This is a genomic window from Mesorhizobium sp. M0808 (assembly GCF_040320025.1).
Classification (GTDB): Bacteria; Pseudomonadota; Alphaproteobacteria; order Rhizobiales; family Rhizobiaceae; genus Mesorhizobium.
Map to the genome: position 1 here is coordinate 1 of NZ_JAMYOX010000030.1, position 22,705 is coordinate 22,705.

Consider the following 22,705-nt stretch of genomic DNA (forward strand, 5'->3'; position numbering starts at 1 on the left):
TGTCCGGCGCCCGTCGCCGTACCAAGTTCGCGACCTCCGGAACAAATGTGAATGTCGCTCGCTTCTCACCGTGACCGCCGGCTTCCGCGCCTTGGGCGACGACAATGTCGGCTCCGGCATCAAGAGCGCGGCGCGCGTCGTCGAGGCTCTGGACCTGGCAGATCAAGGGGACCCCGGCGGCCCGTATCGCCGGCGAAAAAGGCGCCGGGTCGCCAAAGGATAGGAAAATCGCACTTGGTCGCCGCTCCAGGGCCTTATCGAGCAGGCGCGGGTTCCTGGCGAGTGACCAAGTTATGAAGCCGCAGCCGACAGGTCGGTTGCCAGATCGCTCGAACTCTCGCGTCAGCCAATCAGCGTCGCCATAGCCGCCGCCGATAAGACCAAGCCCTCCGGCTGAACTGACCGCACCTGCGAGTTCCCCGCCCGATGCGAATGCCATCGGCGCGCTGATGATCGGATGCTGCAGTTTAAGCCGATCAGTGAGACGGGTTACGATGCGCATCATCACTCCAACAGATTGCCTTGAGTATCGCAGGTTCGGTTGATCGTATCGAGCCCCGCTCAGCGCCCCGCGATTAACGGCAACCAGAGCCGCCAGCGCAGTCGACCGACGGTTATGAGTCCGGACCCTAACCCGATCAGCAAACTTACGACCGGGCTTTGAGCCCGTCACCGATCGATCCAATGGCGCTGCGGTTACCTGGACGGACCTGAAAACCAGCCTGTCACAGCCTTAGCTTCGGTCCATCCTGCAATGCGGCACAAAGCAGATTTCAAGATCATGCGCGGCGTGAAATCTGCGTGGCCATCATCCTGAACCTCGTAGGCGCCAAATGGGCCTCGGCACATGAGGTCACTAACACTGCTCGGTCTCTTTAGCCGCAGGCGGCAGTGATCTCTGCTCAGCGCTCGTAATCGTTATCATTTGAGCGCTGGGTCTTGCGGTCCTGTTCTTCAGCCTGCTGAGCCTTCTGCTTGTTGGCGTCCTTCTGCTTGGCTCTCACCTTCTCCTGCTCGGTGCCTGTGCGCGGCTCGTCCGGCTCGCGGGGATTGTCCCGAGTTGGAAGGTCTCGTGCTCGCGCCTCGCGCTCGGGGATCGGCTCGCCACCGCCACCACCACGACGCTGCTGTTGCCGCTCGAATTGCAGCCGCGCCAGACGGTCGTGCATCTTGTCGTTGACCTCTTCACGATACTGTTCGAACTGCCCTTGGTGCGCCGCCGGCAGCGTGTCGCGCATGTTGTCGAGAGCCTGATTGACGCGGGCCATCTGACGCCGCATTTCCAAGGGGGTCTGCGCCATGTTCAAATCTCCTATCAGTGCATTCAATTCTCTCATACCGGGATGGGACAGAAAAGACTTCTGCCCCGATTGATCAGCTCCGCGATCCCCGGCAGGAACTGGCTGCCCCTCCCCTGTCCGATCGCGACGGAACTGCAGAAAATTGTTGCCGATCGACTCCGCCGCCGTGAGAGCCTGACCGACTACGCCCGCGCTCCGCATCGTCGTCACAGTCTTTTGCCATGCGGCAGCGATTGCATCGCCGTTCACGACAAGCGATTGTCCATCCAAACGCCGTTGCCGCTTGGCCTCCACCCGTTCGATCGTCCTGGCGCTGACCTGATAGCGCGGATCGCTCTGGGCGCGGCTGTAGGCTCCGGCATGCTCCTTCGTGAATGGCCGCGTCATCGCATGATCCATGCGCCGCGTCGCCACCATCGCAATGCCGTTCTCGCGTGCTTTTTCCGCAAAAGTCTCGCGCCAGGCTGCGAGATCAGGCTTGTAGAATTTCAGGCGCTCGCCGTCGGCCGACCGTGCCTGCACCATTGCATGAATGTGGACGTGCTTGGTGTTGTTGTGATGCGCCAGGACGAACTTGTACCCTGGCGCGCGCTCCTCGAGCACGGCGCGCGCCGCGGCCATCACGGCGTTGGCATCGGTGCCGGCTCTTGCCGAGAAAAGCAGGTGATAGGCATTGCGGCGCTCACGCCCCGAAAACTGCGGGCGCCATTGTTCATAGATCGAAGCCGCCGCCTTGGTGGAGCTTTTCACAGCAGGCACAGGCTCGCCATTTGCGTGGCGGATGTGGCTGTGGGTGCGGATGAACTTCTGCAGGAAATATTTCGCTTTGGGTTCACGGCTCACGGCCGCCGTTACCTCTGCCTTGGCGACCACCCCCGCCTCGCCCATGGCTTCAGACAGGCGCGCTTCGATCTTGTCGAGCGCCTTGCTGCGCGAATTTTTTTCCCGACCGCCGGCGAGCACCTTGGCAAGCGGTCCGGCCCGCTCATCGGTATGCGCGTAAACCTCCACCGTCTGTCCATCCTGCGCATAGATGAACGGTTTTGCCCCGAAGGCCTTGCTCAGCGCCTCGCTCAAGGCGGCATCGGTCACCTCGCTAGCGAGATCGAAGCGAACCTCGATAAAATTGGTGTTTTCCAGGGGCGGTTCGAACGTCTCGCAAAACGATTCCAGGAACGCCTTTCTTGCGGCACCTGTCGCAAGCACCTGCCCGTCCTCGTCGAAAATCTCGATGTCGTGTTTCTCGCCTTTTTCGTCCTCGCGCTTCCCGATGTAATTGAGCAGCCGGGCGGCAGCTTCCTTGGTCGATGGCGGATTGGGCATGACCTTGAACACGGCAGGCTGCGCGCCCGCCGCATAGCCTGCCCGTGCCGCCACGGCCCGCGCCTGATAGCCCGTCCGCGCCGCTCGTGCCGTACCGCTCGGACGAACAGCACCACGACCACCGCCGCCGCGCCGCTTCCAGTCTTCCTCCTCCTCTTCCGGCCGGAAACCGGCGAGCGTGACGCCATAGATCATGATCGGCGCGCTAGCGGCCTTGGGCGAACTCGCAGCAGCAGTGGACTTCGGTGCCCTGCTGGACATGGAGCTCCCCGCCGCCCCCAATCCTCCCGGCGACGAACGATGGGCGCTCCTGCCGCCACCGGCCGTCGAGCCGCCTCCTTGCCCGAGGCGTCCGCCGCCACCGGTCCGCTCATAGCTCTTCATCGCCTGGAATTCACCGACCTCGCGTCGGGCGCCCGTGACGGACTTGTCGTCGTCCAGCTCCTCACGCTTCACGCCGGACTCGCCTCGAAGATAGCGTTCGATTTCGGCCGCGTAGCCAGCAAGACGACCGCTCATGGCCTGGCCACCCTCGCCTTGCGTGACCCGCCAGTCATCGCCTTCAGTTCCTCGCGAAACTGCCGCACCAGGTTGCCCACGGCGACCAGCGCCTGTTCAAGATCCTCATCGTGGGCAACACGGCCGTCATTTATCGCGCGCACGGCCTGATTGAAATTGACGCCGACGCGCCGCAGCTGATCGGTCATGTCCACGATCGCCGGCCGCAACGCCTCTGACGCGATAGGCAGATACCCGGCCTCTGCCCGCACAAGACGCCGCACGACCTCGCTGACGGTAACGCCGTCCCGCTCCGCAATGGCTTTAAGGTTGGCCAGCTCGTCAGCCGAAAATCGGATGTGCGTCACCTCGCCGTAGCGTCGTGACGCGTTCTGTACCGCTGCTTTCTGGGCGCCTGCATCCATCTCTCAAGCCCGCTTGCGGGCGCTAAGGCCCGACAGGGCCGCGCCGCCTATTTTGTGTGTATCACAAAATAGGCTATCCTGCCAATAAAAGAAGATGGAAAAGGACAAAGCCGACGTTCCTTTCTCACCAGCCCAGTTGTCAACCGCAGCGGGCCGGTCGCGATGTGTTTCCATCGTGACTTGATGTAGTGTGTCTATGATGCGTTGAGGACTGATGCGTAGTCGGAAATGCGCAGTCGATGGGCCACCGGACCTATTCCTTCGCTGCAGATAGCAGCTGCGCAAAAACCGCACCGTGAACCAGCTCTTATTGGTGCGCGCCTGGGTTGCCAAACCAGTCTTCCCCGTTGACTATGTCACCATGTCTCTACCGTGATATTGTTCCATGTTGACTTGTTTCCATGTTAACATGGAAACAAGGAGACAACGCCGGAACGAGGCCCCCATGATCATCTCCGCTGCGATCCCAAAGGGCGGCACTGGCAAATCGACGATGCTGCGTGCCCTCGCATCCGTCGCGCTGCATCGAGGTTATTCGGTCACTCTTATCGATGGCGATCGGCGGCAGAACATGAATCGCTGGTTCCAGATGCTGGGCGACGCTGGCAATTGTCCTGACACGCTCCAGATAGTGAGCGCGATGACCCCGCAGGAAATCCTCCGCGCGGCAGCCACTCACAACGGTGAACGCTCCGTCGTGTTGATTGATACGGAAGGCACCACAAATGACAACCTCATGGCCGGGCTCTTCGCGGCCGACATTGTCGTCGTGCCGGTCTATTTTGCCCTCGACGATGTGACCGCCGCCATCCAGATCACGGATCACTACATCCCGCTGGCGGTCGAGAGCCGGGGTAGGCAGCTGCCTGCGATATTCGTGCTGACCAAGCAGACCATCATCGATGGCAGGGCGCGAGCCCTGACCGAACTGCGCGCCATCATCCAGGCCAACGGCACGCCGATTGCAGAACACGTCCTGCACAATCGCGTTGCCTACCGTGACCTTCAGACCGGGCAGACCCTCTACAGCCCCGAGGTGCCTGACGCAAAGGCGGTTGCCGAGAGCGAAGGGGTCTTCGACGACCTTCTGCAAACCTTCATCGAAGCCACAAGGAACGCGGCATGAGTGAAGAAACCGCGCCGAAACCCGGTGACGACAAGAAGGCCCGCATGATGAAGGCGATCTCCACGCAGCCGCCCGTACTGCCGAGCATGTTCATCCCACAGAAGGTCGAGCCGTCAGGGATCAAGGAGCAAGCTACGCCACCGATGGAGGAACCGACAAAGCCGTCCCCGGCAGTCGGGCCCGATTTCCGCAAGCTGCTGCGGCAGGGTCAGAAAAAAGACCCCATCGCCGGAAAGAAGATTCGCGAGGAGGAGATGATCCGCTGCGGTTACTACCTGACGGCCGTGGAGCAGCGGCAGTTCAAGTTGCTGGCGATCAGCAACGGGCACAGCATGACCGAACTGCTGCGAAAGGCTGTCCAGGACTATATCCGCATTCATAAGCACAAACTGCCGAAGGAATAATCGGCGGTTTGGAGTCTCCATCGCATGCTGTGACGGGTGATGTTCGTGGCTCTTTTGCGACGCGCAAAAAAAGGGCCCGCGACGGAACACTCCGTCGCGGGCCCTTTTTTTGTTGCCTACTTGGGTTGGTTGAGATGTTTCAGCACCTCGCCGAGGATGTCGTCCCGCTCCGGACGCCCGCTGGCTGCAGCTTTGTCGTCGACCAGCTTTGCGGCCAATTCAGGCGGCAGCGGGACTAAGTCGTAGCCGTGTGAGATGGCTGCATGGCGAAGATCCTCAAGCGTTTCGAACGCGCGGTCGCGGGTGCCAAGCCAGAGCGCGGGCTCGTCGGTTTCTTCGTGCGGGAACGCTTGCAGGAAGTAGGTTCGAAGTGGCGGGTCGTAGCCGATGACAGCGTCTGGATCCGAGCGGCCCTGTCCGGTGACGGTGCCAGTGACAGTGATGGTGTAGCGACTCATTGCAACCTCCTTTTGCCGGGGGAGCCGGCCCCTTGCGGGGCCGGCCACCGATGCCTCACTGGGGGTTGTTCCAGAGGATGACCTTCTTGTTTTCCTCGCCGCCCGGGGCGGGAGCGAGGTTGCCGAAGATGACGCCGATCTCGGGGGCTTCCAGCTTGATCGAGAGGTATTCCTCGCCCGAACGCTGGGAGATGCGGTGCCAGCCGGCTCCGATCTCGAAGCCCGTGCGCTTGTTGACGATCCGGTAGTCGGGCGCGTCCTCGCGCGACTTGTTGGTGTTCGGGATCAGGGTGATCGGGGCGTTGACCCGGAGCGTGGCAAAGATGCCTTCCATCGAGCCGTCGGCCTTGGTGGTGAGGTTTGCGATCGTGGTGGCCATGGTAGTTCTCCTTCGGTTGCATCGGGACCATTCCCGATGGCGCCAAAGGAGAGGGCCGTCCTGCTGCGGTCATCTCGGCGAAAATTCTGGAAAATTCTATTTACCGAAAAATAGCGGGCAGCCCTTCGCCTGCCCGCAGATAAAAACAGAAATCGAATTTTCCTGAATATTCGCCGAGTGTACCCCCAACGGGGTTGACCGCACAAAGCAGGCGGTCGTCTACAAAGGCGACATGAAACGGGAATGGCCCCGGATGCAGCAGATGGACAAGAACTCAGGCCGCCATCGCTTGACCGCCGACGCAACGCTGCCGGATCTCAGGAAGAGGCTGCAGCCTCTCGGGTCATGTCCTCGGCATCGCCAACACATCGAACGGCAGCATGGCGCGTGAACCGCCTTGCGCGATCAGGATGGCGGCACAGCGGCTTCGAGATCGGAGCCGACTGGCAGCGAACTTCACGCCCCTCGGGGACGAGCCTCGCAACCAGGTTGGATGACCAAGCAAGCCAGCACGCTTGCACCCGCTTCAGATGCGAGACGGGTCAAGATGATCATTCTGCACAACGCCCCGCGGCTCTGCGCGTGGGCCGGTTTCGAAAGGGGCGGGCTCCGGCCGTTCATATAAGTGGAGTAGGCGGCGCGGGGCCGGATCAAGCTATCGGGTCGGACCCGCCGGCTGTCGGGGAGACCGCGCGTACATTATCCTGGCAACGCCAGACGCTCGTCCGGCTTCATGCGGGCTTCGGCTCGGCGGAGAATGTCCGGACCGGCATGGCGGAGCATGGCGCACCAGTCTTGCACATTGTAGGTAGTCGCCATGCTGCCCCTGGCCAGATCGTAAATGACGCACGGCTTGTTCGCGATGGCGAGCCGAAGCACGTTGGCGGCCATCCCGGGTGATGCCCCATCCCAAACCATCATCCCAAAGTCGGCGCGCCGTGCCATCTCCCGGTCTTTGGCAGCGTGGAACCGATACCCGTGAGCGCCTTCAGGAGACGGGACATGGTAGGCAGCCCAGTCGCCCAGATTGTAGCGGGGTTCCTTGCCCGCATGGAAGACCCCGACATGTTCGTAGCCGTAGCCCGCGAGCAGGGACTGCGTCTCGGCATCGGCTCCGGGCGCGTCGCCAATCAGCACGCCGTGCTCGGCAGCAACGATTGCGCCGATGCGAGTGATAGCAGGTTCCGGCAGCTCGAATATCTCGCGTGATCCACCTATGAATATCATCGACATGGTGACTTTCCCTTCTCTCCCGCGTCCCCCGCCCCGCGCCGGCCGCCCTCTCCCCTGGCCCTGCGCGAGGGATCGTCACCCGAAGGCCGAGACGGCAAAGCTGGCTCGGGAAGCGGCGGGACGCCGCGACGAGAGCCCGGCCGGCCGCAGGCCGGCGCGCCCGGATCCTGCAGCTGCCGGAGGCGCTACGCGCATCTGGCTAGTTGCGCTTCGCGCTTGGAGCTAGTGGTCTTTGCGGCCAGCCAGAGGCTCACGTCCTGGATCGAGCGCATGGCCGCGAAAGAGAACGTCAATCCAGACGGCTGACGCGGCGGCCCTCGCTGCGCGCTTCGATAAAGGCGTCTGCGATTTTCATCATGAATGCCTTGCTGAAACGACCGAGGGGCTTACCGTCGGCTTCGATGTACCAGGAGCGTTCGGCAATATCGTAGTTGTATTCGTCAACCACGATCCAGCAGCGTTTGAGATCGGTCAGACCGGCGCGGCGGCACTCGATAGTGGAGATTTCCAAACCGACCCGATCGCTGGTTGGTGGCTGGGTGGTTATCGCCAGGAGCGCGAGATGGGTCAGGCCATCTCTTGCGCCGCGGACAGCGATGACCACGCAGGTGGGCCGGCTCTTGCGGCCTTCCGTTTCGCCGCGCTCGTGTTGCCATGCCCAAAGATACGGGTAGGAGATCACCTGACCAGGCAGGAATCTACCGCTCATCATCGTATCCTTCCCCGCGCGCCAATCGGTCGATCTCGGCGGCGAAGAGTTCCGTGTGTTCCTCCGGCATCTCGGAGACACGGTATGCGCGGCGGGGATCGCCCCCGATGCGCATCCGTTCGTAGTGCTCGTAACTCATCAGCACGAACCGGGGTTTCCGGTGCTTGGTAAGAATAACGGGTTCGCGGCTGGCAACGTCGGTGACGTCGCCAACCTGCTTGTTGAGATCCCCCGTCGTGAACTGGCGCATGGCTGGACTCCTTATCGATCTCCATATTATCTGGATTTTCTAGATTTGCAAGAAAACGGCGCTCACGCGCCGTCCTCCGCGAACCGCCAGACGGGGATGCCGAGCCGACGGGCCTTGTCGGCAAGGTTGTCGGTAATGCCGGAGCCGGGAAAGACGATCAGGCCATAGGGCACCACGGAGAGAAGCTGGTCGTTGCGGCGGAACGGAGCTGCCTTGGCGTGCCGGTTCCAGTCTGGCTTGAAGGCGATCTGGATGACCTTGCGGTTCTCGGCCCAGCAGGCGGCGATGCGCTCGGCGCCGCGCGGGCTGCCGCCGTGGAGCAGGACCATGTCGGGATGCTTCTCGCGGGCCTTGTCGAGCGCGTCCCAGATCCGGTCGTGATCGTTGCAGTCGAGGCCGCCGGCGAAGGCAATCTTGGTGCCGGCCGGAACAAGCACCTCGTTTTCGGCGCGACGGCGGGCGGCGAGGAAGTCGCGGCTGTCGATCACCGACGCGGTCATTGCCTGGTGACTGACCTTGGAGCCGGTGCGCGGCCGCCATGCCGAGCCGGTCTGCGCCTCGTAGAGGTCGGCGGCCTCATCGCGCATGATTTCGAGCACGTTGCGGCGCTCGATATAGCTGATGCCTTCCGCGGTCAGCCGCTCCAGCTCGACGGACTTCACCTCCGAGCCGTCCTGCTCCTGCTGGCTTGAACGTTGCGCCTCCTCGTTGCGGTCGAGGCTGCGGGCGACGCGCTCGGCGGCACGGTGGAAGACGTTTGCGAAGGACCAGAGCAGGTCGTCGAGATCGGGTTCGAGCCTGGTGTCGCCAAGCATGCCGGCGAAGGTCTCGACGATCCCGGCGAGGCCGGCCCGGATCACTTCGTCGTCGGGAAGTGGCCGAGGATCTGGTTCGTCCTGATGCGGGCGATGGCCGTACATCTGCAGTTCGAGGATGACGCGGTCGGTCGGCGAGGAGGCGTGGTAGGGCTCGTAGGCGTCGTCGAGAGGAAGCTCGTAGGTCATGGCGGTGTCTCCGTCGGTTGTGGCCGCGCCTATCGCGGCCTGACAGCGCATCCCGGCCGCGCGCCGGGCGCGGCCGCACCGAAGGCCGGAGCGCGAGCGGAGGACGGCGCAGCCGTTGCGGCCGTGACCGGGGGGTGGCAGGGGTCGCCTCTCAGGCAGGCCGCGGGCGCGGCCTCTCTGGGGGGCCACCGCCATGTCTGCAGGCTAACCGCGACGCCGCCCCGCCCCGCGTGCCGGCCCGACCCGTTCATCCGGGTGGCAGGAAGAGACAGGCATCCTCCGGGACGAGCTGGTCGCTGAACGATGCCGCGAGATGGGCCGGGCCGAGATGACGCAGGTCGTCGTTGAAATCGCCGAGCTGCGGCCGCAACACCAGGGCGAGGATTCCGGCTTCGCCGGCTCGCTGGCTGAGACGCTCGATGCCGTGCCGGCCGGCGGCGTCGGCATCGGCCGCGATGTAGAGGCGACGGCAGCCAGGCGGGAAGGTCAGCCCGGCGAGGTGATTGGCCGAAGTGGCGGCTGCCACCGGCAGCGCCGGCATCACCGTCCGGAGCGACGCCATCGTCTCGAGGCCCTCGCCTGCGGCCATGACCGGGGCGGGGGCGCCGGGCTCAAGGCCAAGCCAGATGGCGTTGCCCAAGAGATGACCCAGTGAGCGGCGTGGATCGGCGAGTTGCGCCTTGCCCTGACCCGAGGGATCAAGCCAGGTGCGTTGCAGGCCGGTGATCTTCCCGTCGAAGCCGGTGACAGCGGCAATCAGCGCAGGAAGGGTCCGCGTCTCGCCGGTCACAAGATCCCGGTAGTAGCAGCCGGGATGGAAACGCAGCGCACGCTCATGCAAGGAGAGCAGAATGCCGCGGCCGGCGAGGTATCGTTCGGCCAGCGTGCCGGCGATCGGATGCGATATGGCGAACAGGCGACGCGCGGCCTCAGGCGAGCCGCGTGCCGCGGCAGGCTGGCGCTGCGCGCCAAGGGGCTGGAGCGGTGGCTGGGGCGGTGGCAGCGGCAGGGAGAGGAAGCGAAGTGCTTCATCCGCGACCTCGCGGAAGTCGACCAGACCACAGCTCTGCTCGATGACGTCAAGCAGGTCGCCATGTTCCCCCGACGACTCGTCGACCCATTTTCCGGCTGCCTTAGCGCCGACCGCCTTGAGCCGTACATGCATGGAGCGGCCGCGCGTGTTGCGGACATCGCCGACCATCCAGTAGTTGCCGCAGCGATGGCCGTTGGAGAGATATTCGCGGCACACCGCCTCTGCATGTTCGCCAAGGCGGCGTGCCAGCTCGGAGGCCGAGACGGTCATGATCGTCTCCCCTCACGCCGCTCCCGCGCGGTCGGTGACGCCGACCAGTGTGTGGCGGTCGAGGAGCGCGGCGAGGATGGACGGCCCTTGCTCGCTCGTCGGGATGAACAGCCGGAGTTTCCACGAGATGATCTCGGAGATCAGCCCCAGCGCCTTCAGACGCGGAACAAAAGCGTCTGTGAAGCCGATCAATTCGATACGGTAGTCGTTCATGATCCGACTGCGGCGCAGGATCAGTCCATCGGCGAGTTGCAGTCCGATCCGTCCGTCGACAAGCCCGGCCCAGGCATCGTCCGGCGCGAGCTTGGGCACATCGTCGAGCCCGAGATTGCGGAACATGGTCGCGACCAGCGTCGGCGCAATGGGACGCCCGATGATGCGTTCGCCGGCATCGGTCTGGATCCGGTAGACCTGGCAATCATGATCCGGCAAGCGCCGCCAGATCGGCAGCAGCAGACCCGTCACGATGTGAAAGGTGCTGGTGGTGAACTCCGGGACGGCGGCGGCTTCTGCCTGCCACAGGTCGCAGAACAATTTTCGGGCGGCGGGCTGCCAGTGGGTTTCGGCAAGGGCGTGGAGACTGAAGCGCAGCTCGTCAGTCGGCCGCAGCAAGCGCACGCGGTGCTCTATCGCGCCGTCGTCGAGCATCAGGCTCGCCGTCGGCAGCCGGATCGCCGCGCGGCTCGACCGCGTATTGACCAACAGAATCGCTTGCGGTTCCGCCCGGACGATTGCCAGCGCATCGACGAGGCTGAGCGGCCGAATTCGATCCTTGCGTGCGACGGTGAGCACATGCGACTGCGCGCCAGAGACTGGGTGCGCGTAGACGGTACGGCGATCGGTGACGACGATGCTTTCCGCCGTGATGGTCTCCAGGCCCTTGTCGTAGTTGCCGGCGGCAATGGCACCTTCTATTCTCGCCGCCATCAGTTGTTCGAACACTTCGAACAGCAGATTCTGGGTTTCGATGCGCAGCGCCAGCAGGCGGTTGAGCCAGGTCGTGATCGGCGGCAGGTCGTCACGCAGCCCGCCCTCGTCAGTCGTCAGCGACAGCCCGGTCACGGTCTCGAAGGTCGTGAGCGAGCAGCCTTCGATCCTCCCCTGATGCAGCAGCATGTAAAATTGGCGAAGTGCGGCCCGCGCGTAGGGGCTTTCGAGATTGTCCTCGGCACGGAACAGCCCTGCCCCGCCGGTCTGGCGCTGCCCGCGCGTGATCGCGCCCAGCGTGTCGAGCCGTCGTGCGATCGTCGACAGGAAGCGTTTGCCGGCTTTCACGTTCGCGGCCATGGGCCGGAACAGCGGCGGTTGCTTCTGATTTGTGCGGTGGGTCCGCCCGAGACCCTGGATGGCGTTGTCGGCGCGCCAGCCGGCCTCGAGCAGATAGTGCTTGCGCAGCCTCTGGTTCCTGACCCCAAGATCGGCATGATATGAGCGGCCAGTGCCGCCGGCGTCGGAGAAGATCAGAACGCTCTTGTCGTCATCCATAAAACTCTGGGTTTCGGCGAGGTTGGCCGAGCCCGGACGGTTTTCCACGGCCAGCCGGTCGATGCCATCGCGGCCGGCCTTCCTGACGATGCGGCGGGACCGGCCTGTCACCTCGGCCACGGTGTCGGTGCCGAAGTGATGGATGATCTGGTCCAGCGCGCTGCCGACCGGCGGCAGCGATGCGAGTTTTTCGACCATTTCGTCGCGCCGGCGAACCGCCTCGCGGCACTGGACCGGATTGCCATCTTCGTCGTGAACGGGCCGCGAATAGACGTTCCCCTCCGCGTCCGAATATTGCTCGAACAACTGGGTGGGGAAGGAGTGCATCAAGTACCCGCCGACATACTCGCGCGGCGTGACGTCGACATGCAGATCCGACCATTCCCCGGTGGGGATTTCGGCAAGGCGTCGCTCCATGAGCGCCTCCCCGGTCGAGACGATCTGTACGACCGCCGAATGACCGTCGGCGAGGTCCTGTTCGATCGCGCCGATCAGCGTCGGCGTCATCATCGAGGTGATGAGATGGCTAAAGAAACGCTGCTTCGTGCTCTCGAAGGCCGAGCGCGCGCCTGCCTTGGCGTTGCGGTTCAGCGTGCCGGACTCACTGGTGATGTTGGTCGCCTCGAGCGCGGCGGTGAGGTTGTTGTGAATGACCTGGAACGCATCGGCATAGGCGTTGTAGATGCGGATCTGTTCGTCGCTTAGCTCATGCTCGAGCAGGTCGTATTCGACGCCGTCATAAGAGAGCGAACGCGCCGCATAGAGGCCAAGCGATTTGAGATCGCGGGCGAGCACTTCCATCGCCGCGACACCACCATCCTCGATCGCCGCGACGAATTCGGCGCGGTTGGCGAAGGGAAAATCCTCGCTGCCCCAGATGCCGAGACGCTGCGCATAGGCGAGGTTCTCGACCGCGGTCGCACCGGTCGCGGAGACGTAGACGACGCGCGCGTCGGGAAGGGCGTGCTGCAGCCGCAGTCCCGCCTTGCCTTGTTGCGAGGGCGCGACGTCGCCACGCTCGCTTTTGCCGCCAGCGGCATTGGCCATGGCGTGGGCCTCGTCGAAGACGATGACGCCATCGAAAGATTTTTTGGCCCCCGACGGGTTTTCTCCAATCCCTGTCTGGCTTTCTCTAATCCCCGTCGGGCCTTCGTCCCTCCTCGCCTCTTGTCCGACCCAGTCGAGGATCTGAGCGATCCGGGATTTCTTGCCCTCCCGTTCCTGCGAGCGCAGGGTTGCGTAGGTCGTGAACAGGATGCCCTCGGCAAGGCGGATCCGTGTGCCCTGCCCATAACGTGACAGCGGCTGGACGAGAAGTTTTTCCTGGCCGAGTGATGCCCAATCGCGCTGGGCGTCTTCAAGCAATTTGTCCGACTTGGAAATCCAGATCGCACGGCGGCGGCCCTGCAGCCAATTGTCGAGGATGATGCCGGCGACTTGCCGTCCCTTGCCGCAACCGGTCCCGTCACCCAGAAACCATCCACGGCGGAAGCGGACAGCGTTCGCAGCACCCTCTGGCGCAGCCGAGACGACATCGCAGGTCTCGTCAACCGTCCAGGCGCCGGTGAGATGGCCGCAATGGGCTTCGCCGGCATAGATCACGCTTTCAAGCTGGGCGTCCGACAGCAGGCCCTCGTCGATGATCGCATCAGGAAGAAGCGGCCGATAGGAAGGTTTTGGTGGCGCGACGGCGGCCATTGCGGCCGACTGCACGAGCGGCGTCGGATGCGGCTTGGCGCGGGGAATGTCGATCGACTGGAGCGCGTACGGTTCGTAGATCGTGTCGGTGAGGCGGCCGCCCTCCTCCGGGATCCAGTCGCGCAGCTCATAGGCGAGCGGGACGGCAGGCGCGCTGCTTGCCATGACCCGGCGAGCGGGCTTCGCCTGCACAATCGGACGGACCGATCGTATGGTCTTCGGAGCAGCCGTTGATCCAGCGAGGGGTGCGGCTCTCGCCCCCCATCGGGCGCCCATGTGCATGGCGGCATTGCGCAGGATGCCGCTGGACAATGCACCGATCGAGTCCGGAAAGCCGCCCGGGGCTCGGGGCGGCAGGGCGGAGATCCAGGAGAGCAACGTCTCGACATCCATGGCCTTGCCCGGCGAGCCGGAGAAGCTGGTTGGGTCGGTAGCAGGAACTTTGTCGATAATTGTCAGGCGCGTCTCAGTGGTGGTGCCATGGCGGGCGTAGACACGGCCGTCGATCACCGCGGTGAAGATGATGGTGCCTTGCTGCTGCAGGCGTTCGAAGGCGCCCCGCCATTTGGGGTTTTCCGGAGACAGCCCGGTGCCGGTGATGGCGACCAGGCGTCCGCCCTGACGCAAGCGTGCGAATGCGGAGGAGAGGTGCCGCCATGCCGCGTCGGCGACATGGCCGTCGACATAGGCGCCGACGCTGAAGGGTGGATTCATCAGCACGACGGACGGCTCGATGGCGACGTCGAGATGATCGTCGATATGGGCGGCGTCGTGCCGAGAGACGGGCATGCGCGGAAACAGCAAGCCGAGGAGATCGGCCCGCGTCGCGGCAAGTTCGTTGAGGGCGATCGAGGCGCGCGCCATCTCGGCATTAACGGCGAGCAGACCCGTGCCGGCCGAGGGTTCGAGAACGAGGTCGCAAGATGTGATCGCCGCGGCGTGCGCTGTGACGAAGGACAGCGGCAAGGGCGTGGAGAGCTGCTGCATCGCGTGACTCTCGTCGGACCGTCGCGTATGCGTGGGAAGAAGTTCGGCGATGCGCTTCATCCTCGCCAGCGTTGCCTGCGGCGTGGTGGAACGGGACAGGATCGCGGGGCCGAACTGGCGCAGAAACAGCACCTGGGCGACTTCGAGCGCCTCATAGGCGTCCTTCCAGACCCATAACCCTTGCGCATCGCTGCCGCCAAAGCTTGTCGTCATGGCGGTGCGCAGTGCGGCGGTGGTGACAGGCTCGCCCTGTTCTAGGAAAGGCAAAAGCAGCGTTCCCGCCTGATGGATTGCCTGGGCGTTGTTGATGGAGGCAGGCGTCGGCGCGTCGAGGGGAGCAGCAGTCCGGGCAACGGCCGGTGTGGGCGAAACAATGTTCATGGAAAGTCCTTCGCGAGTGGGGAGTGGCGCCCGCGCCGGCACTCTCTCCGCGCCAGCCGGGCCGCACTTCTCCCGGCTCCCCCCTGCCTCTGGCGCCGATGCACCAATCGGGTTGCGCTCTGCGCAAAGCCATGACTTGAATGCCCGGACAGCGATGCGGCGGCGACCTGGAGCTGTGGAGGTGATGCGACGGTTCAGAATTGGCAGTGCGGTTTACGAGGAGGGGGCGCCTGACCTGCAGGGGGCGCTGGCGAACGCCTATGCCCGCACCGAGCGCCCGCTATGCCTGTGCCGCGAGCCGGGCTGCCCGATGTACATCGCCCGCATCGGCGACCTTCACCTGATCAAGCGCATGCCGCTGAGCGGCGGCGGGCATGATCCATCCTGTGATTCATATGAATCGCCTTACGAGCTGTCCGGGCTGGGCGCGCTGATGGGCAGCGCGATACAGCTCGATCCGCAAAGCGGCATGGCGGCCCTCAAATTGGACTTCAGCCTGTCGAAGACAGGGAGCCGGGCAGCGTCCGTGCCTGCTGGCCAGAGCTCCGCCAGTGTAACCGGAGACCCCAGGAGGATGTCGCTGCGTGGCCTCCTTCATTATCTCTGGCACGAGGCCGAATTGACGGTCTGGACATCCCGATGGGCTGGCAAGCGACATTGGTGGAATGTCCGCTGGCACCTTCTCGAGGCTGCCGGACAAATGACGGTGAGGGGCGGACCGCTCGCGGATATCCTGTTCGTGCCCGAGCCGTTTCGCGCCGAGAACAAGGAAGCGATCGAGCAGCGTCGCAATGCGATTCTTGCACCTGCGCTCCCGCCGAAATCCGGCCCACGAAAGTTGCTGGTCCTGGTCGGCGAGGTGAAGGAATTCATGCCCGCCCGATCGGGTCAGAAACTCGTCATCAAGCATTTGCCCGGTTTCCCCTTCATCATCGACGATGGATTGCACCGCCGCTTGCAGGCACGTTTCGAGAAAGAATTGTCGCTGTGGGGAGCAGATTCCAGCTCGCATCTCGTGGCGATTGCGACCTTCGGACTGAACCCGGCCGGCCTTGCAATTGTCGAGGAGGTCGCGTTGATGTTGGTATCCGAGAACTGGATCCCTTACGAGACGATCCCGGAGAAGAGGCTCGTTGACGCGCTTGCCCGCCTTCGGGAGAAAAGCGTCAAGGGATTGCGCTACGACCTGCAAGCCGACCAGCCGATCGCCAACGCTTTGCTCCAGAACAGGCAAGAGCCGATGGCGCTCTTTATCGTCCCCGCCGGTGCGGACGAAGCGTTCGAGGCGTCGTTGCAGGATATGATCGCGAACCGGCCGGAGATGGGTGCGTGGATCTGGCGGGTCGGTGACGGGGAGATGCCGGCCCTTCCATAGGCTGGGACGACATCTAGGTTTCCATCAATGCCGTGAATTGATTGGCGGCCATCGATTCAGACAATGCGTTGAACAAGGATCCCCGCTGTCTTGGACCATGACGGTTTGGTGGGGGATGACCAGCGATCATCTTTTTCGGTGAGCATGCTGCGGGTTTGCGAAGATCCGTAGCGCGAGGACAGTGGGCGCCTGATACTCGGCATGCCATTCGCCCTTGCCGAACCCCGCGTTGCGACAGGGAACAACGCGACCGTAGGACCCGAGAAATCTAGTTCCGTGCAACGCCAAACACTGAAAAGTCGAAGGTCTTCACATAATCGCGGAATGCGGCCTGCGCCTTGGACTGGTTCTTCAGGTTGGGAAAGATCAGCATCATCTCATAGGGTGGAATTTCCCACCCAGGCAGCAATTCCAGCAGGCGGCCGACCGCGACGGCCGGCTGGCATACATAAGCGGGAAGGAGAGCGACACCGCCGCCCGCGATGCAGGATTGCAGCAGAAACCCCATGGAATCCGAGATCGCAGCCGGCGGCGGTCGTAGGACGATCGGCGTGCCGTCTGACAAGAACACCCATTCGGGCTGCGCATCGTGAATTAGGCAGCGGCGATACAGGAGATCGGTCGGTTCCCGAAGAGGACTGCCAGCCGCCAGATAGGCTGGGGCGGCGACGAGAACCCGTTTGATCGAGGAGACACGCCGCACGATCAGATCCTGACCTGTGCTCGTGCCAACGCGAAAGGCGAAATCAACCCCCTCGCGGATGATGTCAAGATGCCGGTTTGTGGCGATCAGTTCGACGGCGATGCGGGGAAACTGCGTGGTAAATCCGTGTAGAAAGGTGGGCATGAAATAGGTGGCTGTTACCTCTGGGCAGGTGATCTTCAGCGTCCCGACCGGTTGTTCCTTCAGATTGGTCATCGCCATGTTCGCGGCCGAAACCTCTGCGCGAACGCGGCGGCAGTATTCGAGATAGACTTGGCCGCTGCCGGTAAGGCTCACGTGCCGGGTGGAACGGTTGAGGAGCCGCAATCCCACACAGGCCTCTAGCTGGGCGATGCGTTGGCTGACGGTAGATTTGGGCATCCCGATCCGCTCCCCGGCGCGGGTAAAGCTGCCCGTTTCGGCGACTTCGGCCAAAAGGATCATGTCGTCCACGCTGTCCAAAATCGGGCACCCCTTTTCATGTCGCCGCTCATTGTACAAGAACACAGACAATATTTCCGTATAAACACAATTGTTGGAACGTTCTCGGCTCGCTAGCCTGGGCGAACGAAGCAGAGACGCGAGAATGTCGATTAGTCAGACGGCCCGCAAAGTGGACAGGGTGGGCATCGCCGTTGCGGCGATGGTTTTCACTAACCTGACGCTTTCCATCGCGGATGCGATCATCAAGGTCACGATCTCGGACGTGCCGCTGTCGCAGTTCGTTTTCCTGCGGTCCTGCGTCACGCTGCCCTTGTTGATCTCGATCCTGAAATGGCGCTTTCCACAGGTGTCGTTGCGCCCAGCCTATCCTGGATGGGCCATCGTGCGAAGCAGCCTGCTTCTGTCGAGCCTGCTGACCTACTACGCTTCGCTACCGTGGCTCGATTTTTCGATGGCGGCGGCGGTGTATTACACGATCCCGCTGTTCATTACTCTTTTTGCGGCCATCTGGATCAGGGAACCTGTCGGAGTGCAAGGTTGGGCCGGAGTCGCCCTCGGCTTCGTCGGTGTGCTGCTCATGCTGAAGCCGCAGGCCGGTGATGTTAGCATTTATGCTGTGATGCCGCTGGTTTCCGCGATTCTTTACGCTCTGGCGATGGTGCTGACGCGTACCAAGAGCCGCGGCGAAAACCCCTTCGTTCTGGCGCTGATCTTCAACCTGTTAGCGATCGTTCTCGCGGGCGGCGCGAGCCTGGCGACCGTGACGGCCGGGAGCGAGGGCGGGCAAAGCCTGTTCATCGGCGAGTGGATTCCAATGGGCTGGACCCAATGGGCACTGATAGGGTTTTTGAGCATGACGATGCTGATCGGCAGCATTGGCACGGCCATCGCCTACCAGTGGGGACCATCGTCGATCATCTCGACCTGGGACTTCTCCTACCTGGCCTTCGCAGTGCTATGGGGCGTCGTGCTGTTTTCGGAACGTCTGGATGCGGCTTCAATGCTCGGCATCGTTCTCATCGCACTGGCTGGGATTATCGTCATCCGGCGTTAGCCCACGCCTCCCCGTTCGCAAAGTAACGATGTCGCTATCTGGGTGGAGGCGCTGATCCCCACCGAAGCGGCGGTCGCGACCCATCACGGCGGGGATGCTGACTGTGCATACAGGCGTCAGGACATTATTACGGCTGCCTAGGAGGGGTCTGGATCGCTATCGCCTCGCCTGCGTCGCGCGGGAATTGCCTGCAAGCGGCTGTCGATCTCATCGTCCGACAGGTCCTCGAGCAGTTTCAGGATCGTGCCATTGCCACCATTGTTGAGCGAGAATGACGCGTTTGCCACTCCGCGGCCCAGGTGCCGGGATTGATCTCGCCGGCGATCCCCTCGAAGTCGGGAGCGTCGTGTTCCAGATCGCCTCGAGCTGTTCCGCGCGGGTCATGCTGTCGCTCGCGCCGGTCTCGTGGGCGATGATGGCGGCGCGCATCTTGTCAGGGGACTGCCGATCCGTGAGGTCGCAAAAGCCATGAAACCAGCGTTCGCGGCCCCTGATCCGGATCGCGAAGAATACGCTGGTCACGTTGCCGGCCTTGAACTCCGACGTGCCGAACATGCCGGTGCGCATGAACAGCGGTGGCAGCAAATCGAGCCTGAAGTGATATTCTGACGCGGGGATTTCGAACTACTCGCCTGAATAGGGAGTGCCGGAAAGCGGATCGATGCCGGGAGTATCCTTGTGTCGGCTGAACAGTTGGAACATCTGCTCGCGGGTGGCGACGCCGTCGAGCACCTTCCTGAAGGGTGGATGTGCGGTCATGGGATTCTCCTGAACGCGGGTCGGCCACGCGTGGCATGAACCGCGTCGTCGCAACTGTTTGGTGGTGTTGTGGCTGTCGACTGGCCGAGCCCGCGGCCGGCGCGTGCACCGGCGATGATGGGGTTTGCAGGGTTCAGGCGGCACGTCGCTCGGAGGAACGCGAAGCGTCTCGACCAACCCCAGTGATGGCACGCACGGCGGCGGCGAGCGCCGGGATGTCGTCGAGCATGCCGAGCGCGACGAAGTGGTTGGCCCCGCCGACATAATCCTTGCGGCCCTTGCAGGTGCGGATCAGGATGCCGTGACCTGAGGACAAACCGAACTGGCCGACCTGAATGTAGGTACGGTGATGGTACAGGGTGACTTCGCCGGAAACGGCAATACCCGCCTTGTTTGAGCGCAGGTCAAAGCAGCCCGATGGCAGGTTTAGTTCGGCGGCGAGTTTTTCAGCCGTGAACGCGCTGTCGTGTGAAAACGCCTCTTCTGCTTGCTCGTCATAGGAGCAGCTTCTGTTCCAGTCGAACATGTCGATCTCCATGAAATGAACAGGCCCGTGATCGCTCACGCGATCCCGGGCCCGTCATCGGGTGGGGTTAAATGGTGGAACGGTCAGGCGGCCGCGCGGCCCTCAATGACGTCGGCGCCGACCCCGTCCGCGGAGACTTCCTCGAGATAGGCCCGACCATACTGGTTGTTGGCGAGCCAGCGTTCGGCCGCCTCGCGATCCTTGGCGAGATAGAGCAGCTCCGGGCTGTCGCCGCGTTCCTGCAGGACGCGGACCATGCCGATCGTGGGACGCTCGACGATCTCGAAACCCAGGTCACTCTCGACGGACCAAGTGCGCCTGACCGAGACGACGATGATGCCGCCCTGCTCGAAATCGCCCTCATGCAGGGTGAAGTAGGCCGGCGAGCTATAGGTCGCGCGCTCGCGCGGCGGTTCCTTCCTGACAAGGCGACCGACGCCGTTGCGGCTTTCCCAGGCCGCAAGTTTTTTGGTGAAGCGAGCCGGCGGTTTCGCGGTGCCGTCGCTGTACCGGATAACGCTCCCCAGAGGAGCGGATTCGTACACGATATGTGCGGACATGCGGGTTTCTCCATGCGGAAAACGAAAAAGGGCCCGGCGGGAGTGCCGGGCCCGGTGCGAGCGTGAGGCCGACTATTCAGCGGCCTGGAGGTGGTCCGCCTCGTCAACGTCGCTGGTCACCGGCTCATCCGAGGACGGATCCGCATCGTCGGCGAGAAAGGCCGGCAGCTCGGCGGCATCGCCGTCGCGAGCCGCCTCGTCCGACATATCGCCGGCGACCGCGTCGCCAGCATCGGTAGCCACTTCATCGACCTCAAGACGCAGCGGCTCGGGCAGCCAGTTCGACCCTTCGAGAAGACGCGCGGCCTCACGCGCCATGATGTCCTTCTTCATGTGGTCGATCAGCTGCGCGGAGTCTGCGCCACGAGCTTCATGGACTGCCTGTAGAATCCGCGCCTTGGTGAGCCGCCCGAGGAACTCGACCGTAGGCGTCCAGCCGGCGTCGACCATGTCGAACTGGAGGGAACGGCCAAGCACGTCTGCATGCTTGAGCGCCTTCGGTCGCCTGTTCCAGGGTTCGACCACCGCATTGAGGGTCAGCGAGACGCAGTGCGCGAACAGCGCCTTGCGGCTTGCTTCGTCGAGGCCGAGAAGGAAGTTCCACAGGCCATCCGCCTCATCGGGCAGATCGCGATCCCAGGCTTCATGGCGCTCGGCGATCTCCTTCGCCCAGGATGTCTCGGCAAGACCGTCGACCTGGCTGAAGCCGCCGCTCTTCAGGCTGATCTCCAGGCACGTGTCCGGCGCGAAGCGATAGAAGACCTGCAGGACGAAGGCATGGAGTGCGGCGACGAAGGCAATGTCGACGTCACCGGCGAGCGCGTTGCGCAGTGCCAGCGTCCGCTGCGCGGTCAGGTCGAAGACCAGCCGATCGGGCAGCGGCTTGATGCCGTCGTCCTCGCCGTCGTCGCTAGAGCCGTCTTCCACCGGCTTGCCGTTGACGTCAACACCATCGCCATCATCGTCGCCATTGGCTCGGGGTTGGCCGTCGGCGCCCCCTTTCTCGCCCTCATCGACGTCGCCGGTTTCGGTCCGCGGCTCGTCCTCGGACCGCACGAAACCGGCGTCGACCTGGAGCTTGCCGTCCGCGGCAAGCGTCACGAAAACACCGGCAATGGCCTTCTGGGCGGGATCGTAGCTTTGAGGACGATCATCGATCGCATCGAGCTCGGCACCCAACTGGTCGAGCTTCGCCTCGATTGCTTCGTCGGCATCCTCGGCCCGGGCATAGTCCGCATCCAGCTTGTCGTATTCGGCCTTCAGCGCGTCATAGCGTTCGATCTCCTCGGCGCTGAGCTCCTGCGGCTCGGCATAGATGCGCCGCATACCGGAGGTATGGCCGTAGGGAAAGCTGATCGCCGCCTCGACCCATTTCCAGCCTTCGGCGCGGATCGCCTCGGCATCCATCTTCAGCCTGTCGAAAACGAGCTGCTCGAGGAGCGCCGCATCCTGGAACCAGCCACCAGAATCCTGCTCGAAGAGATCGCGCAGGATGACGCCGCCGGCCGCCTCATAGGCCTCGGCGCCGATATAGACGGCCCGGCGATCATCGGCCCGGACCGTCGTCTCCGTCAGCAGGCGCCTGATGTAGTACGGTTCCTGCGTGTGCGAGCCGGATATCCGTTCCCAGACCTGCTCCTGGCGCGCGTGATCGTCCGAGATCGAAAACGCCATGATCTGCTCAAGCCGGATTTCGTCCTTCCCGTAGAGACCGAGAAGCCTCGGCGACACCGATGCCAGCCGCAGGCGCTGCCTCACCGTCGCAGGCGATACGAAGAAGCGGGCGCCGATCTCCTCCGGATCGAGGCCCTGATCGCTGAGCGTCTTGAAGGCCCGGAACTGGTCGAGCGGATGCAGGTCGGCGCGCCGCAGGTTTTCGGCAAGCGAATCCTCTTCGGCCGAGGTCTCCTGCCTGCGGTTGACGATGCAGGGGATTGGCTCGTTCTTCGCCAGGCGCTTTTGCTTGATGAGGATGCCGAGCGCGAGATAACGCCGGCCGCCGGCGGGCACCTCGAACGCGCCGGTCTCCTCGCCCTCGCCGTCGAGCACGGGACGGACGTTCAAGCTCTGGATCAGCTTTCGCCGCCCGATGTCCTCGGCGAGCTGCTCGATAGACACGCCGTCCTTGATGCGGCGGATATTCCTCTGCGACAGCCTGAGCTTGTCATAGGGAATGTTCTCCGCGGCGTTCATCGCAATCTTCTGAATGGCGTTCTTTGCCATGGTCAGGTTCTCCATGACGAGCGGCCCGGGGCCTCTCCCCGAACCTCCAAGCCCGTCAGGAACCTCCCCTTCCCCCTCTGCCTCCAGGCCTCACACC

19 protein-coding genes and 1 pseudogene are annotated in these 22,705 nt (G+C 63.4%); 4 read left to right on the top strand and 16 right to left on the bottom strand.

Going from position 1 to position 22,705, the window contains the following annotated elements; all coding sequences use genetic code 11:
- From NKI25_RS26200 to NKI25_RS26210, 3 genes are all read right to left on the bottom strand, one after another.
- The coding region (locus NKI25_RS26200; RefSeq protein WP_502897437.1) for a nitronate monooxygenase at positions 1–505 on the bottom strand (505 nt) is incomplete at its 3' end.
- A gap of 397 nt (positions 506–902) precedes the next feature.
- Entirely contained in the window at positions 903–3,143 is a 2,241-nt protein-coding gene (locus NKI25_RS26205) for a relaxase/mobilization nuclease domain-containing protein (RefSeq protein WP_352999764.1), read from the bottom strand.
- Complete coding sequence (locus tag NKI25_RS26210; RefSeq protein ID WP_352707581.1) at positions 3,140–3,547, bottom strand: plasmid mobilization protein; 408 nt, start codon at positions 3,545–3,547, stop codon at positions 3,140–3,142. Before NKI25_RS26210 ends, NKI25_RS26205 begins: the two co-directional genes overlap by 4 nt.
- Positions 3,548–3,992: 445 nt before the next feature.
- Between NKI25_RS26210 and NKI25_RS26215 the strand changes: the two genes are divergently transcribed.
- Both NKI25_RS26215 and NKI25_RS26220 read left to right on the top strand, forming a co-directional pair.
- A complete protein-coding gene (locus tag NKI25_RS26215) occupies positions 3,993–4,673 on the top strand; it encodes a nucleotide-binding protein (RefSeq protein ID WP_352999766.1) in 681 nt (226 codons plus the stop codon).
- Entirely contained in the window at positions 4,670–5,077 is a 408-nt protein-coding gene (locus NKI25_RS26220; RefSeq protein WP_352689097.1) for a hypothetical protein, read from the top strand. Before NKI25_RS26215 ends, NKI25_RS26220 begins: the two co-directional genes overlap by 4 nt.
- A gap of 116 nt (positions 5,078–5,193) precedes the next feature.
- On the opposite strand, the gene NKI25_RS26225 is transcribed toward NKI25_RS26220, so the two are convergent.
- From NKI25_RS26225 to NKI25_RS26260, 8 genes are all read right to left on the bottom strand, one after another.
- Positions 5,194–5,535 carry a hypothetical protein gene (locus tag NKI25_RS26225; RefSeq protein ID WP_352999769.1) on the bottom strand — a complete coding sequence of 114 codons (342 nt, stop codon included), beginning with the start codon at positions 5,533–5,535 and terminating at the stop codon, positions 5,194–5,196.
- Positions 5,536–5,590: 55 nt separating this feature from the next.
- Entirely contained in the window at positions 5,591–5,914 is a 324-nt protein-coding gene (locus tag NKI25_RS26230; RefSeq protein WP_352689092.1) for a DUF736 domain-containing protein, read from the bottom strand.
- Between the two features lie 699 nt (positions 5,915–6,613).
- Positions 6,614–7,147, bottom strand: a complete 534-nt coding sequence (locus NKI25_RS26235; RefSeq protein WP_352999771.1) for a hypothetical protein — start codon at positions 7,145–7,147, stop codon at positions 6,614–6,616.
- A gap of 289 nt (positions 7,148–7,436) precedes the next feature.
- Positions 7,437–7,856 (bottom strand): hypothetical protein, encoded by a 420-nt coding sequence (locus NKI25_RS26240; RefSeq protein ID WP_352999835.1) that lies wholly within the window; start codon positions 7,854–7,856, stop codon positions 7,437–7,439.
- Positions 7,846–8,106: a type II toxin-antitoxin system prevent-host-death family antitoxin gene (locus NKI25_RS26245; protein ID WP_352483438.1), complete on the bottom strand. Its 261-nt coding sequence runs from the start codon at positions 8,104–8,106 to the stop codon at positions 7,846–7,848. Before NKI25_RS26245 ends, NKI25_RS26240 begins: the two co-directional genes overlap by 11 nt.
- Positions 8,107–8,168: 62 nt before the next feature.
- Positions 8,169–9,110: a DUF2493 domain-containing protein gene (locus tag NKI25_RS26250; protein WP_352999773.1), complete on the bottom strand. Its 942-nt coding sequence runs from the start codon at positions 9,108–9,110 to the stop codon at positions 8,169–8,171.
- A gap of 247 nt (positions 9,111–9,357) precedes the next feature.
- Entirely contained in the window at positions 9,358–10,413 is a 1,056-nt protein-coding gene (locus NKI25_RS26255; RefSeq protein WP_352999775.1) for a DUF7146 domain-containing protein, read from the bottom strand.
- Positions 10,414–10,425: 12 nt separating this feature from the next.
- Positions 10,426–14,964 carry a strawberry notch-like NTP hydrolase domain-containing protein gene (locus NKI25_RS26260; RefSeq protein WP_352999777.1) on the bottom strand — a complete coding sequence of 1,513 codons (4,539 nt, stop codon included), beginning with the start codon at positions 14,962–14,964 and terminating at the stop codon, positions 10,426–10,428.
- Positions 14,965–15,148: 184 nt separating this feature from the next.
- Here NKI25_RS26260 and NKI25_RS26265 point away from each other — a divergent pair, with 184 nt between their 5' ends.
- On the top strand, positions 15,149–16,339 hold the full coding sequence (locus NKI25_RS26265; protein ID WP_352999837.1) for a DUF1173 domain-containing protein: 1,191 nt from the start codon (positions 15,149–15,151) through the stop codon (positions 16,337–16,339).
- A 268-nt stretch (positions 16,340–16,607) separates the two neighbouring features.
- Here NKI25_RS26265 and NKI25_RS26270 read toward each other — a convergent pair whose 3' ends face one another.
- Positions 16,608–17,486 carry a LysR family transcriptional regulator gene (locus NKI25_RS26270; RefSeq protein WP_352999839.1) on the bottom strand — a complete coding sequence of 293 codons (879 nt, stop codon included), beginning with the start codon at positions 17,484–17,486 and terminating at the stop codon, positions 16,608–16,610.
- Positions 17,487–17,628: 142 nt separating this feature from the next.
- On the opposite strand from NKI25_RS26270, the gene NKI25_RS26275 reads away from it, so the two are divergent.
- A complete protein-coding gene (locus tag NKI25_RS26275; protein WP_352642912.1) occupies positions 17,629–18,540 on the top strand; it encodes a DMT family transporter in 912 nt (303 codons plus the stop codon).
- Between the two features lie 207 nt (positions 18,541–18,747).
- Here the strand turns inward: NKI25_RS26275 and NKI25_RS26280 are convergent.
- The 4 genes and pseudogenes from NKI25_RS26280 to NKI25_RS26295 all read right to left on the bottom strand — a co-directional run bounded on the left by NKI25_RS26280 (position 18,748) and on the right by NKI25_RS26295 (position 22,608).
- Positions 18,748–19,299: pseudogene (locus NKI25_RS26280) on the bottom strand (DUF1419 domain-containing protein).
- A 133-nt stretch (positions 19,300–19,432) separates the two neighbouring features.
- Complete coding sequence (locus NKI25_RS26285; protein WP_352942178.1) at positions 19,433–19,825, bottom strand: hypothetical protein; 393 nt, start codon at positions 19,823–19,825, stop codon at positions 19,433–19,435.
- Between the two features lie 83 nt (positions 19,826–19,908).
- Positions 19,909–20,385 (bottom strand): UCP036055 family protein, encoded by a 477-nt coding sequence (locus NKI25_RS26290; protein ID WP_352834450.1) that lies wholly within the window; start codon positions 20,383–20,385, stop codon positions 19,909–19,911.
- Positions 20,386–20,457: 72 nt separating this feature from the next.
- A complete protein-coding gene (locus NKI25_RS26295; protein WP_352999779.1) occupies positions 20,458–22,608 on the bottom strand; it encodes a ParB/RepB/Spo0J family partition protein in 2,151 nt (716 codons plus the stop codon).
- Positions 22,609–22,705 lie beyond the last annotated feature (97 nt).